The organism is Actinacidiphila acidipaludis, from assembly GCF_019890725.1.
Taxonomy (GTDB): Bacteria; Actinomycetota; Actinomycetes; order Streptomycetales; family Streptomycetaceae; genus Actinacidiphila; species Actinacidiphila acidipaludis.
Map to the genome: position 1 here is coordinate 36,354 of NZ_JAINZZ010000015.1, position 12,861 is coordinate 49,214.

The 12,861-nt window shown below is 72.4% G+C and carries 10 protein-coding genes; 2 read left to right on the forward strand and 8 right to left on the reverse strand.

The annotated features are described in order from the left end of the window. Window positions 1–8: 8 nt before the first annotated feature. Complete coding sequence (locus tag K7862_RS14765) at window positions 9–1,844, reverse strand: phosphatidylglycerol lysyltransferase domain-containing protein (RefSeq protein ID WP_372461578.1); 1,836 nt, start codon at window positions 1,842–1,844, stop codon at window positions 9–11. A 280-nt stretch (window positions 1,845–2,124) separates the two neighbouring features. On the opposite strand from K7862_RS14765, the gene K7862_RS14770 reads away from it, so the two are divergent. Further along, entirely contained in the window at window positions 2,125–3,372 is a 1,248-nt protein-coding gene (locus K7862_RS14770) for an alpha/beta hydrolase (RefSeq protein ID WP_222963032.1), read from the forward strand. Here K7862_RS14770 and folE read toward each other — a convergent pair. The 6 genes from folE to dacB all read right to left on the reverse strand — a co-directional run bounded on the left by folE (window position 3,356) and on the right by dacB (window position 11,139). Next, on the reverse strand, window positions 3,356–3,964 hold the full coding sequence (gene folE, locus K7862_RS14775; protein ID WP_222963033.1) for a GTP cyclohydrolase I FolE: 609 nt from the start codon (window positions 3,962–3,964) through the stop codon (window positions 3,356–3,358). The two genes, K7862_RS14770 and folE, sit on opposite strands and share 17 nt — an antisense overlap. Before the next feature lie 301 nt (window positions 3,965–4,265). Next, window positions 4,266–6,314, reverse strand: coding sequence for an ATP-dependent zinc metalloprotease FtsH (gene ftsH, locus K7862_RS14780; protein WP_222963034.1), 2,049 nt, complete (start codon window positions 6,312–6,314; stop codon window positions 4,266–4,268). Between the two features lie 196 nt (window positions 6,315–6,510). After that, on the reverse strand, window positions 6,511–7,065 hold the full coding sequence (gene hpt, locus K7862_RS14785) for a hypoxanthine phosphoribosyltransferase (RefSeq protein WP_308011991.1): 555 nt from the start codon (window positions 7,063–7,065) through the stop codon (window positions 6,511–6,513). 36 nt (window positions 7,066–7,101) lie between these two features. Beyond that, window positions 7,102–8,097 (reverse strand): tRNA lysidine(34) synthetase TilS, encoded by a 996-nt coding sequence (gene tilS / locus K7862_RS14790; RefSeq protein ID WP_222963035.1) that lies wholly within the window; start codon window positions 8,095–8,097, stop codon window positions 7,102–7,104. Between the two features lie 179 nt (window positions 8,098–8,276). Further along, window positions 8,277–9,452, reverse strand: coding sequence for an Rv3626c family coenzyme F420 biosynthesis-associated protein (locus tag K7862_RS14795; RefSeq protein ID WP_222963036.1), 1,176 nt, complete (start codon window positions 9,450–9,452; stop codon window positions 8,277–8,279). Between the two features lie 310 nt (window positions 9,453–9,762). Next, a complete protein-coding gene (dacB, locus tag K7862_RS14800) occupies window positions 9,763–11,139 on the reverse strand; it encodes a D-alanyl-D-alanine carboxypeptidase/D-alanyl-D-alanine endopeptidase (protein WP_308011992.1) in 1,377 nt (458 codons plus the stop codon). Between the two features lie 85 nt (window positions 11,140–11,224). On the opposite strand from dacB, the gene K7862_RS14805 reads away from it, so the two are divergent. Then, on the forward strand, window positions 11,225–11,719 hold the full coding sequence (locus K7862_RS14805; RefSeq protein ID WP_222963037.1) for an inorganic diphosphatase: 495 nt from the start codon (window positions 11,225–11,227) through the stop codon (window positions 11,717–11,719). 147 nt (window positions 11,720–11,866) lie between these two features. Here K7862_RS14805 and K7862_RS14810 read toward each other — a convergent pair whose 3' ends face one another. Beyond that, window positions 11,867–12,751 carry a LysR family transcriptional regulator gene (locus K7862_RS14810; protein WP_222963038.1) on the reverse strand — a complete coding sequence of 295 codons (885 nt, stop codon included), beginning with the start codon at window positions 12,749–12,751 and terminating at the stop codon, window positions 11,867–11,869. Window positions 12,752–12,861 lie beyond the last annotated feature (110 nt).

Here is a 12,861-nt window from a genome sequence, read left to right on the forward strand (position 1 = left end):
GCCGCCCGTCAGGCGACGGCGTCGTGGCCGGCGTCGTCCGAGCCGTCCGACGCCCCCGACGCGCCGGACCGGGAGCCGGCCGAGGCGGCGGCCGGTGCCGTGCCGGGCGCGGCGTAGCCGGTCTGGTGGCGGTGCGGCGCCCGCTTGGCCCGGCCCGGCAGGAACCGCTGGACGGCCGCGGGCAGCGGCAGCGCCAGGGTGACGAACCCCTCCGCCTGCATGATCGCGAAGCCGATGCGCGGCAGGTCGCGCGAGTTCGGGAAGACCAGGAACCGCGGCACCCACTCGGGCTGGAACTTCGCGTTGAACTTGTACAGCGACTCGATCTGGAACCAGCGGGAGAGGAAGACCAGCAGGCCGCGCCAGCCCCGCAGCACCGGCCCGGCGCCGATCCGCTCACCGCGCGCCAGCGCCGAGCGGAACATCGCGAAGTTCAGCGAGACCCGGGCGACGCCCATCTCGGACGCCTGCTGCAGGGCGGCGACGATGAGCAGTTCGTTCAGTCCGGGGTCGGCGGCCCGGTCGCGCCGCATCAGCTCCAGCGACATCCCGTCCTTGCCCCACGGCACGAAGTGCAGGACGGCCCGCAGGTCGCCCAGCTCCGGGTGCGGGGCGCCGGGCTCGCGCTCCTTGTGGGCGGTGACGACGACGCAGTCGCCGTCCTCGTCCTCGCCGAACCGGCCGAGCGCCATGGAGAAGCCGCGCTCGGTGTCGGTGCCGCGCCAGGCGTCGGCGGCCAGCCGCACCCGCTGCCTCTCGTCCTCGGTCAGATCCCGCACGCGGCGGACCCGGCACTCGTAGCCCGAGCGCTCGATCCGCTTGACCATCTGCCGCACGTTGCGCATCGCGCGGCCCTGCAGGGTGAACTCGGAGGTGGTGACGATCGCCTCGTCGCCCAGTTCCAGGGCGTCCAGACCGGTCTCCCGGGTCCACACCTCACCGCCGGTCTCGCTGCAGCCGACGACGGCCGGCAGCCACGCGTAGGCGCGGGTGAGGTCCATGAACCGCTCGATCGCGCCGGGCCACGCCTCGACGTCGCCGATCGGGTCCCCGCTGGCCAGGGCGACGCCGGAGACGACGCGGTAGCAGACGGCCGCCTTGCCGCTGGGCGAGAAGACCACCGACTTGTCGCGGCGCAGGGCGAAGTGGCCGAGCGAGTCGCGGTGGCCGTGGCGGACCAGCAGGGCCCGCAGCCGCTCCTCGTCCTCCTCGCTGAGCTCGGCGACCGGGCGGGCCGGGCGCAGCAGCAGGTAGACGGTGGAGCAGGCGATGAGCAGGCCGAGGCCGCCGAGGGAGTAGGCGACGACGTCGCCGACCCGGTCGCTGGTGTAGGCCACCGGTCCCTCGAAGCCGAAGAGGCCGAGCAGCACGTGCTCGCAGCGCGCGGTGAAGCCGGGGTTGCCGCGTTCGGAGGCGGGGTGGGCGCTGGTGATGATCAGACCGAGGGCGAAGGCCAGGGCGCTGAGGCCGACGAAGTTGACCGCCGCCCGCCATCGGGTCCGCGGGTCGGAGAGCGCGGTGAACTCGTCGCGGTGCCGGATCAGCAGCACCAGCAGGCCCAGCGACACCGCGGCGCCGAAGATCGAGTGCCGGTAGACGAGCTGGGTCGCGGCGCCGACGGGCAGCAGCAGCACCGCCGCCCACCAGGCGCGCTGCTTTCCGCGCTTGAGGGCGTGCGCGAGCATCAGCAGAAGGATGCCGGTGACCACCGAGGTCGCGGCGGCCAGCGAGCTCACGGTGCCGGGGAAGACCGCGGCCATGTGGTGCATCCGCCCGTTGCGGAACGCCGGGAACACCGCGGAGATCACGTCGAGGAAGCCGATGACGGCCGCTCCCGAGCCCATGATCTTCGGTACCGCCGAGGGGCGCAGGTGCCAGCGGGGACGCCTGGGGTCCACGCGTTCAGTGGACATCCGACACCGCCCACGGAACCCGGACCGGGCTTTCACCCTCTAGCTGTACAGACATGGGTCACCAAACCCCAACATCACCGGGAATCACGGGACATGGCCCGCAATCTGCGCCACTACGACCAATGTGCGCCCTCTAGGACGGAAACCGGAGCCTCCGGGTTCCGTCCGGGGCGGACGCGTTTGGGCCGACACGGAAAGTACACCTGCCGACATGGGTCTCACGAGTAAGAAGGTCCTGCTCCTCTCCGTCGTGCTCGCGGTCATCCTGTTCGCGGTGACCGTGTGGCTGTGGCCGCGGCTCTCCCGCAAGGGTGTCGTGCCGGTCCTCGGCCGGGTGGGGATGCTCATGGCGACCCAGCTCTCGCTGATCGCCGCGCTGGCGCTCGCCGCGAACTACAACTTCGGCTTCTACGCCTCCTGGGCCGACCTGTTCGGCCAGGAGACCGCGCCCGGGGTCGTCGTCGACCAGGCGGCGAACGGCGACGGCGGCCAGCTGCGGGTGCTGAACACCCTGGCCGTCAACGTGCCCGGCGGCGCGGTGCCGACGGTCGGCGGCCAGATCCAGAAGATCGCGGTGGCCGGCGGCCGCTCCAGGATCAGCACCACAGCCTACGTGTACCTGCCGCCGGAGTACTTCCGCCAGCCACAGCGTGTCTTCCCGGCCACCGTGGTGCTCACCGGGTACCCGGGGATCGCCGAGTCGCTCTACAAGAAGCTGAAGTACCCGGCGATCGAGGCCTCCCTGGTCCACAAGGGTCAGGCCCAGCCGATGGTCCTGGTGATGCTGCGGCCCACCGTCGCACCGCCGCGGGACACCGAGTGCATGAACGTGCCGCACGGGCCGCAGACCGAGACGTTCTTCGCGCAGGATCTGCGGGCCGGCCTGCTGGGCCACTACCGGATCGGCGCGGGCGCCGGGAGCTGGGGCGTCATCGGCGACTCCACGGGCGGCTACTGCGCCCTCAAGCTGGCCCTGGAGGACCCGGGGTCCTACTCGGCGGCCGTCGGCCTGTCCGCGGACTACGCGGCGCCCAAGGACCCCACGACGGGCGATCTGTTCGGCGGGAGCACGAAGGTGCGGGAGGACAACAACCTGAGCTGGCGGCTGCAGCACCTTCCGCAGCCCCCGGTGAGCCTGCTGGTGACCAGCAGCCGGCAGGGAGAGAAGAACTACCGCGCCACCGTGCACTTCATGAGCCTGGTGAAGGGCCCGACCAAGCTGTCGTCGATCATCCTGCCGAGCGGCGGTCACAACTTCACGACGTGGGGGCGGGAGATACCGCCCGCGCTGCAGTGGCTGTCCGGCCGCCTGGTGCCGGACGCGCCCGCCAGGAGCCTGCCGGCCTCCGGACGGACGCCGCACCCGCCGGCGCACCACGGCAAGGCCCCGCACGGGCCGTCGCCGGGCGCGCCGGCGACGAACGGCCCGGGGCCGATGGTGATCAGCCGCGTCCGATGATCAGGCTCATCGCCTCGGAGCGGGTCGCGGGGTCACGGAGCTGACCCCGCACCGCCGAGGTGAGGGTCTTCGCGCCGGGCTTGCGCACGCCCCGCATGGTCATGCACATGTGCTCGCACTCCACGACCACGATCACGCCGCGCGGCTCCAGGATGCGCATCAGGGCGTCCGCGACCTGCGTGGTCAGACGTTCCTGCACCTGCGGGCGGCGGGCGTAGACGTCGACCAGCCGGGCCAGCTTGGACAGGCCGGTGATCTTGCCGCTGGTGGACGGGATGTAGCCGATGTGGGCGACCCCGACGAAGGGCACGAGGTGGTGTTCGCAGGACGACATCACCTCGATGTCCTTGACCAGCACCATCTCGTCGTGGCCCAGGTCGAAGGTGGTGGTGAGCACGTCCTCCGGCTGCTGCCAGAGCCCGGCGAATATCTCCCGGTAGGCACGGGCCACCCGGGCCGGGGTCTCACGCAGACCCTCGCGATCCGGGTCCTCGCCGACTGCGATCAGCAGCTCACGCACTGCGGCCTCGGCCCGCTTCTCGTCGAACTCGCCGGCGGGGGTCTCCCCGAGGAGGGTTACGGGATCGGTCATCAGTGTCTCGTTCCTTTGCTGAGTGCGACGGCCCGAGGGCGGACGCGGCGAGCACCGCGTACGCGGCCGGAAACGACCCGGGCGTGGCGTGACGCCACTGCCGCGACGGACGCTCCGGACAAAGGCCGCGGCCCCAAGGTTAGAACCCTGGGGCCGCGACCTGCATTCCTCCCCCATCGGGGAGGGGCGTCCGAGCGTGCTCGGCTCTCCGGCTCAGCTCTCCGGACTTCAGTCGAGCTTCCTCCTCACTCCCCTCGCGGACGGCCTCGTACCTCGGCCGGCCACTCCGGGAGCTCGAGCGTCAGCTCTCGGTAGAGCCGTCCTCGGGGAGGTCCACCGGCTCGGCCGGCTTGGTGGTGGAGATCTGCGACGGGCCGTTGCCGTTGGCGGGCTGGGCGCCGTTGGTGAGCGCCAGCTCCTTCGGCGAGAGCACCGGCGGGCGGGTGGAGGGGGTCCGCCGGGAGGAGCCGGTCCAGGCCGGACGCGACGGGCGCTTGATCACCGGAGCGAAGATCTCGGCGAGCTCCTCCTTGTTCAGCGTCTCCTTCTCCAGCAGCGACAGCACCAGGTTGTCCAGGACGTCCCGGTTCTCGACCAGGATCTCCCAGGCCTCGTTGTGCGCCGTCTCGATGAGCTTCTTGACCTCCTCGTCGACCAGCCCGGCGACCTCCTCGGAGTAGTCGCGCTGGTGACCCATCTCACGGCCCAGGAACGGCTCGGAGTTGTCGGAGCCGAACTTGATCGCCCCGAGGCGCTCGGTCATGCCGTACTGCGTGACCATGGCGCGGGCGGTGGCGGTGGCCTTCTCGATGTCGTTGGAGGCGCCGGTGGTCGGGTCGTGGAAGACCAGTTCCTCCGCGGCCCGGCCGCCCATCATGTAGGCGAGCTGGTCCAGCATCTCGTTGCGCGTGGTGGAGTACTTGTCCTCGTCGGGCAGCACCATGGTGTAACCCAGGGCGCGGCCGCGGGACAGGATCGTCACCTTGTGGACCGGGTCGGAGCTGGGCGAGGCCGCCGCGACCAGGGCGTGTCCGCCCTCGTGGTACGCGGTGATCTTCTTCTCCTTGTCCGACATGATCCGGGTGCGCTTCTGCGGACCGGCCACGACGCGGTCGATGGCCTCGTCCAGCATGCTGTTGTCGATCAGCTTCTTGTCGCTGCGGGCGGTCAGCAGGGCGGCCTCGTTGAGCACGTTGCTCAGGTCGGCGCCGGTGAAGCCGGGGGTGCGGCGGGCGACGGCCATCAGGTCGACGTCCGGAGCGATCGGCTTGCCCTTCTGGTGCACCTTGAGGATCTCCAGCCGGCCCTGCAGGTCCGGCGGGTCCACCGCGATCTGGCGGTCGAAGCGGCCCGGGCGCAGCAGCGCCGGGTCGAGGATGTCCGGCCGGTTGGTGGCGGCGATCAGGATCACGCCGCCCTTCACGTCGAAGCCGTCCATCTCGACGAGCAGCTGGTTCAGGGTCTGCTCGCGCTCGTCGTGGCCGCCGCCGAGGCCCGCACCGCGGTGCCGGCCGACGGCGTCGATCTCGTCGACGAACACGATCGCCGGGGCGTTCGCCTTGGCCTGCTCGAACAGGTCGCGGACGCGGGAGGCGCCCACACCGACGAACATCTCGACGAAGTCGGAACCGGAGATCGAGTAGAACGGCACGCCCGCCTCACCGGCGACGGCCCGCGCGAGCAGGGTCTTACCGGTACCGGGACGGCCGTAGAGCAGCACGCCCTTGGGGATCTTGGCGCCGACGGCCTGGAACTTGGCGGGCTCCTGCAGGAACTCCTTGATCTCCTGGAGCTCCTCCACGGCCTCGTCGCAGCCCGCGACGTCGGCGAACGTGGTCTTCGGCGTGTCCTTGGTGATCAGCTTGGCCTTGGACTTGCCGAACTGCATGACGCGCGAGCCGCCGCCCTGCATCTGGTTCATCAGGAACAGGAAGACCACCACGATCAGTACGAACGGCAGCAGCGACAGCAGGATGCCGACGAAGGCGTTCTGCTTGGACTGCGAGACCGTGTACTTGTCGGGCAGGCTGACGCCCTTGACCTTGCCGTCGACGATGTCCTGCAGGTGGTTGGCCAGGTCGGAACCCTGGTTGCCGACGTAGCTGCCCCTGACCTTGCTGCTGCCGTCGATCTTGAAGCCGTCCCTGAGCTGGACCTTGATCGAGTTGTCGTCCCCAGTGGTCAGCTCGGCGGATTTGGCCTGATTGGTGTTGATCGCGTGCACGACCGCGCCGGTGTCGACCGTCTTGTAGCCGCCGCCGGACCCGACGACCTGCATCAACACGACCACGACGAGGACAGCCAGCACGATCCACATGACTGGCCCACGGAAATAGCGCTTCACGTCCATCCATGCGGGGCGGAATCGCCCCGTCCCTCCTGCCGCAGTGAGGCACCGCCGCCTGTTGGCGCCGCGTGCATCCGGTGTATGTACCCGACCTTCGGACGGTACCCCAGCATTGTCCCCCGAGGTTGCCGCCGCCCGTTAACAATCGCGCTTTCCCCTGCTCCAACGGCGGAAAACCGGCAGGGGTTCCCGCCCGCGGTCAGCCGCCGTAAACGTGCGGGGCGAGCGTTCCGACGAAGGGAAGGTTGCGGTACTTCTCGGCGTAGTCCAGGCCGTACCCGACGACGAACTCGTTCGGGATGTCGAATCCAGTGTATTTGACATCGATCTGGACCTTGGCGGCCTCGGGCTTGCGCAGCAGCGTGCACACCTGCAGGGAGGCCGGGCCGCGCGAGCCCAGGTTGCTGATCAGCCAGGACAGCGTCAGACCGGAGTCGATGATGTCCTCGACGATCAGCACGTCACGGCCGGCGATGTCGGTGTCGAGGTCCTTGAGGATCCGGACCACGCCCGAGGACTTGGTGCCGGCGCCGTAGGACGACACCGCCATCCAGTCCATCGTCACGTTGGCCGACAGGGCCCGGGCGAGGTCCGCCATCACCATGACGGCGCCCTTGAGCACACCGACGATCAGCAGGTCCTTGCCCGCGTAGTCCCGGTCGATCTCGGCGGCCAGCTCCTTCAGCTTCGCGTCGATCTCTGCCTTGGAGATGAGCACCTTTTCGAGGTCGGCGCCCATGTCGTTCTCGTTCACTGCGCGGTACGTCCCTAGGTCTGCGGCTCTGCGCCTCTACGCCTGCGAGAAGAACAGTCTGCCATTCGCCCTGCGCACGGCGACGGCGCCCGGCAGGTTGAGCGCCTTCTGGCCGTGCCAGCCGGTCACCAGGCGGTCCACCTCCTCGATGTGCCGGGCGAACAGGAAGCCGGGGGGCGAGCCGGCCGCGATCGCCGCCCGCCGCAGCACCCGGCGCCGGACGGCCGCGGGCAGCGCGTGCAGCCGCTTGGCGTCCAGGCTGCCGTCGTCACCCGCCGCGTCGGCCTCCGCGTCCGCGGCCCACTGGTCGAGCGCGTCCGCGTCGTCGCGGGAGAGCTGGGCGGTGCGGGCCAGCGCCTCGACGACGCCCTTGCCGAGAGACTTCTCCAGGATCGGCAGCGCCTCGTGCCGCACCCGGGACCGGGTGTAGGCGGGGTCGTGGTTGTGCGGGTCCTCCCAGACCGTGATGCCCTGGGCCAGGCAGCCCTGGCGCACGGTGTCGCGGTCGAGCAGCAGGAAGGGACGGCGGTAGCGGCCGCCGGTGCCGGAGACCGCGGCCATGCCGGACAGCGAGCGGATGCCCGAGCCGCGGGCGAGCCCGAGCAGCACCGTTTCTGCCTGGTCGTCGCGGGTGTGGCCGAGCAGCACGGCGGAGGCGCCGCGGCGTTCGGCGGTGGCGTCGAGGGCGGCGTAGCGCGCGTCGCGCGCGGCGGCCTCGGGACCGCCCTGGCGGCCGACCTTGACGCCGACGGCGTCCACCGGGTCCAGGCCGAGCGCGCGCAGCCGCCCGGCAACCTCCTCGGCGCGGACGGCCGAGCCGGCCTGCAGGCCGTGGTCGACGGTGACGGCTCCGGCGCGTACGCCGAGCCGGGGGGCTTCGAAGGCGAGGGCGGCGGCCAGCGCCATGGAGTCGGCACCGCCGCTGCACGCCGCGAGGACGAGCGGGTGCGGGTCCTCGGACGTGCCGAGGACGTCGTGCAGGACGCGGCGGACCGCCAGGCGTATCGCCGCGACCGTGGGATGGGGTCCCATGTCCGGATCCCTCCTGGGGAGGCTGTGAGGGGCTGCAGTGAGCAAGGGAGATGACGCAGGGTGTTCAGATGGTGACAGAAGCTGGGGCATTACCCGAGCATCGCACGCGCCACCCCACCGCTACGGTCCCTCGGACGGGTGAACCCGGAGCCCGGAACGGCCCTGCGGGCCCCCCGGGATCAGCCGTCGCCGCGGCCGTGCACCCGGGAGATCCACTCCGCGGGCTTGGCGATCTCCGCCTTCGTCGGCAGCGTGTTGGGCGAGGTCCACACGCGGTTGAAGCCCTCCATGCCGGTCTCCTCGACCACGGCCCGCACGAAGCGCTCCCCGTCGCGGTACTGCCGCAGCTTGGCGTCCAGCCCGAGCAGCCGGCGCAGCGCCTGGTCCAGGCGGCCCGCGCCGCTCGCCCGGCGCTGGGTGAACTTCTCCCGGATCTCCGCCACGGTCGGCACCACCTCGGGGCCGACACCGTCCATCACGAAGTCGGCGTGCCCCTCCAGCAGCGACATCACCGCGGTGATCCGGCCGAGGATCTCCCGCTGCGTCGGCGTCTGCACCAGGTCCACCAGGCTGCGGCCGTCGTCGTGCGGCTCGTCCTCGGCGGACGGGGAGCCGGTGAACGACTGCACGGCCTCGCGGACGCGCCCGACGACCGCGGAGGCGTCCAGGTCGGTCTCGCCGAGGAAGCCCTGGATCTCGCCCTCGATGTGGTCGCGCAGCCACGGCACGGCGGAGAACTGCGTGCGGTGGGTCTCCTCGTGCAGGCACACCCACAGCCGGAAGTCGTGCGGGTCCACGTCCAGCTCCCGCTCGACGTGGACGATGTTCGGTGCGACCAGCAGCAGCCGGCCCGCCTTGGACGTCCCCGGCGCGGGCTTCACGGGCCCCGCGGGCATGTCGCGGCTCGCCGGGGCGAAGGTCTCGTACTGGCCGAGCACCCGGGAGGACAGGAAGCTCAGCAGCATCCCGACCTCGACGCCGGTCACCTTGCCGCCGACGGTCCCCAGCACGGCGCCGCCCGCGCCGCCCGGCCGGCGTGCCTGCATCTTGCCGAGCAGGGGCTTGAGGATCTCGCGGAAGCCGGCGACGTTGGCCTTCACCCAGCCAGGGCGGTCCACGATCAGCACGGGGGTGCCGTGCGGGGTGGGCCTGCCGTCCGCGTCCAGGTCCCCTTCGCCGTACATCCGGGTGAAGGCGCGGACGTGCGCTTCCGAGTCCTGGGCGTGGCTGCGCAGCTCGGCGACGATCTGCCGGGCTTCTTCACGGCTGACGTCCGGGCCCGGCCGGGTGAGGCGCTGTGCGGTCGCCACGGCGAGGTTCCAGTCGACCATCTCGCTTGCACCGATGCTCGTCATGCCTTCACGGTACGTTGCCGCTCCCGCTTTGGGGGTTCCCACCGCCCTTTCCCCGCCCCGGGGGGCCGCTCTGCCCTGCCCGAGCCGGGGGGGAGCTCTGCCCGAGCCGGGGCCGGCTGGCGCCGGAGGGGCGGTTACCTGTCGCTGAGGGGCACCCCGTATTCGCCCGGGGGGTGTCCCCAGCGCGACCAGCCAGCACGCGTGCCGCACTCCGCCGACCGCCCCGGAGGGGGGTCACGTCCGCCCCGGACCACCCGCCGGTGGCCGGTTGCCCGCGCCCCTGGATGGTTGCCCTCTGCCAGAGGTGGGGTCAGGTGAGGGTGGTGGCGAGGTGGTCGAGGGTGGATTCGGCGGGGAGGGGGGCCGGGGCGCCCTGGGTCATGAAGCAGAAGGCCACGAGGCGGCCGTCCGCCAGGACGGTGGTGCCGGCGATCGTGTTCGTCCCGGTCAGCGTCCCCGTCTTGGCCCGTATCAGCCCCGCCGCAGGCGACCCGTGGAACCGGGACGCCAGGGTCCCGGTGAACGCCGCCACCGGCAGCCCCGTCAGCACGGACCTCAGCTCGGGATGCCCCGCCGCCCCGGCCAGCGCCAGCACCCGCGCCACCGTCTCCGGCGACAGCCGGTCCGCGTGGTCCAGCCCGCTGCCGTCGGCGAACACCGCGCCGCCGATCGGCACCCCGTACCGGCTCAGCGCCGCCCGCACCGCCGCCGCGCCCCCCGCGAAGGTGGCGGGCCGCCCGGTGGCCCGGGCGACCTGCCGGGCCAGGGCCTCTGCGAGGTCGTTGTCGGAGTTCGTCAGCATCCGCTCGACGAGGTCGGACAGCGGCGCCGACACGTGGGCGGCCAGCCGGGTGCCGCCGGCCCCGGAGCCCTCCGCCGGCGCGCCGGTGACGGCGATCCCGCGGGCCCGGAGCAGCTGCGCGAAGCTCTGCGCCGCCTCGCCCGCGGGGTCGTCGTACCGGTCCGCGGGCCCGCTGGAGCTGTCGTTCTCACGTCCTTCGCGGACCATCAGCGCGGTGACCGGCGCGAGGTTCTCGTTCGTGCCGATGGGGTGCAGCGCGGGCCCGGCGAAGTACGAGGTGTCGTAGGCCAGCCGCACGCTGCGGGTGCCGCGGGCCTTGAGCGCGGCGGCGGTGTCGTCGGCGAGCCCGCCGAGCTCCAGGGTGGGGTCGCCGCCGCCGACCAGCACGACGCGGCCGGGCGCGGTCGTGACGACGGTGGTGGTGAGCCGGTGCTGCGGCCCCAGCGTGCCCAGCGCGGCGACGGCGGTCGCCAGCTTGGTGATCGACGCGGGCGTCGTCGCCGTCGTCGGCCGGTGCCCGTACAGCAGCCGCCCGGTCGTGACGTCGATCACGGCGCCGGTGCGCACCGGGCCGAGGTCCGGCCCGGCCATCAGCTGGTCGAGGCGCGCGGCGAGCGGGTCGCCCGCGCCCGCGGCCTGCGACGGCGCCGGCCCGACGGGCTCCAGCACCGGGGCCGCGGACGGCGGCGCGGGGGCCGCGTGCCGGGTGGGCACGGGGTGCGCCGCGGCCGCCAGTTGACGGTCCCGGGCAGCGGCGTACGACCGCTCCGCCGTACGCTGACCTGACTCCCACGGACCTGCCGCGGCCACCGCCGCGACGGCCACCGCCAGACCTGTCGCGGCCGACCCCGCCACGACCTGCCACGTCCTGCCGAGCGGCGCCACCGACCAGCCCCTTTCGCGACCACCCCAATGCGTGGGAGACACTTAATCACCCGCACTGTGCGCTGAATCATGGAGGAGTAGGGCCTTGGAGTTCGACGTCACGATCGAGATCCCGAAGGGTTCGCGGAACAAGTACGAGGTGGACCACGAGACCGGTCGTATCCGCCTGGACCGCCGGCTCTTCACCTCGACCAGCTACCCGGCCGACTACGGCTTCGTCGAGAACACGCTCGGCGAGGACGGCGACCCGCTGGACGCGCTGGTGCTGCTGGACGAGCCGACGTTCCCCGGCTGCCTGATCACCTGCCGGGCGATCGGCATGTTCCGGATGACGGACGAGGCCGGCGGCGACGACAAGGTGCTGTGCGTGCCGGCGTCCGACCCGCGCATGGAGCACCTGCGGGACATCCACCACGTCAGCGAGTTCGACCGCCTGGAGATCCAGCACTTCTTCGAGGTCTACAAGGACCTGGAGCCCGGCAAGTCCGTCGAGGGCGCGGACTGGGTCGGCCGCGCCGAGGCCGAGGCGGAGATCGAGGAGTCCTTCCGCCGTCTCAAGGAGCACGGCAACGGCCACTGAGGCCCGCCGAACGCTGAGCCGCCGGGCGACGGGCGGTCCGGGAGAGGATCCCGGACCGCCCGTCGCCGCGTTCCCGGCGGCCGGTACGGCGTTCCCGGTGCCCGTACCGCGCCGGGTCCCGGCCGGTCCCGCGGCCGGCACGGGTGGTCAGCCCGCCCCGGCCGCCCGCACCGCCTCGACGAAGTCCCGGGTGGGCCCGGACCGCTCGGTGACGGGCCAGGCGAGCACGACGGTGCCCGGCGGGACGCCGGACACCGGCACATAGGCGATGTGGGGCCGCCGGAAGGCCGCGGTGACCGGCTGCGGCAGGAACGCGACCCCGCGCCCGGCCCGCACGTACGCCAGGATCTCCTCCATGTCCCGCACCTCCGGCCCGGAGGCCGGCTGGGTGCCGTCGGGGCGCGGGTCGACGGTCCAGAAGGCGTTCCACGCGGACCCGGCGTCGGCGTACCGCAGCACGGGCTCGCCGGACAGCGCGCCGACCGGCACGGACGCCTCGCCGGCGAGCGGGTGGCCGGCGGGCAGCGCGACGACCAGGCGCTCCTGATCGAGCGTCAGCATCCGCAGGCCCTCGTCGGACCGGACCGGCAGCCGGATCGCCGCGACGTCCACGCGGCCGTCCTGCAGTGACTCACCGTGGTTCCACCAGCGCAGCCGCTCCAGACGGACGGTGACGTCCGGGCGGGCGGCGGCGAACGCCGCCAGCAGCGGGTCGACCTGGACACCCAGCATGAACCCGACGGTCAGCCGGTCCTGGCCGGCGGCCCGCCGGGCGCGTTCCCCGGCCCGCCGCGCGGCCGCCAGCAGGTGGCGGCCGTCCTCCAGCAGTTGCTCCCCGGCGGGCGTGAGCGTCACCTCGCGGCTGGTGCGGACGAACAGGTCGGTGCCGATGTCGTGCTCGAGCTGCCGCACCTGGCGGGAGAGCGCCGGCTGACTGATCCTGAGGTCGAGCGCCGCCCGCCCGAAGTGCAGCCGTTCCGCCACGGCGAGGAAGTACCGCAGTTTCCGCAGGTCGAGCAGCGGCTCGTGCATGGGTCCCCTCTCTGCGGCTCCCCTGCTCTCTCCGGCCCCCCTGCCGCGCAGGCGGGAGGGCATTGATGCCGGCAGGGCATCGATGGCGCCGGGACAAGCCTTGGACAGGC

Bases quoted from the DNA above. Each gene is read 5' to 3' on its own strand.
- K7862_RS14765 (WP_372461578.1), bottom strand. From the start codon at position 1,844: ATGGGCTCGGGAGCGGCCGTCATCGGCTTCCTCGACGTGATCTCCGCG.
- K7862_RS14770 (WP_222963032.1), top strand. From the start codon at position 2,125: ATGGGTCTCACGAGTAAGAAGGTCCTGCTCCTCTCCGTCGTGCTCGCG.
- folE (WP_222963033.1), bottom strand. From the start codon at position 3,964: ATGACCGATCCCGTAACCCTCCTCGGGGAGACCCCCGCCGGCGAGTTC.
- ftsH (WP_222963034.1), bottom strand. From the start codon at position 6,314: ATGGACGTGAAGCGCTATTTCCGTGGGCCAGTCATGTGGATCGTGCTG.
- tilS (WP_222963035.1), bottom strand. From the start codon at position 8,097: ATGGGACCCCATCCCACGGTCGCGGCGATACGCCTGGCGGTCCGCCGC.
- K7862_RS14795 (WP_222963036.1), bottom strand. From the start codon at position 9,452: ATGACGAGCATCGGTGCAAGCGAGATGGTCGACTGGAACCTCGCCGTG.
- K7862_RS14810 (WP_222963038.1), bottom strand. From the start codon at position 12,751: ATGCACGAGCCGCTGCTCGACCTGCGGAAACTGCGGTACTTCCTCGCC.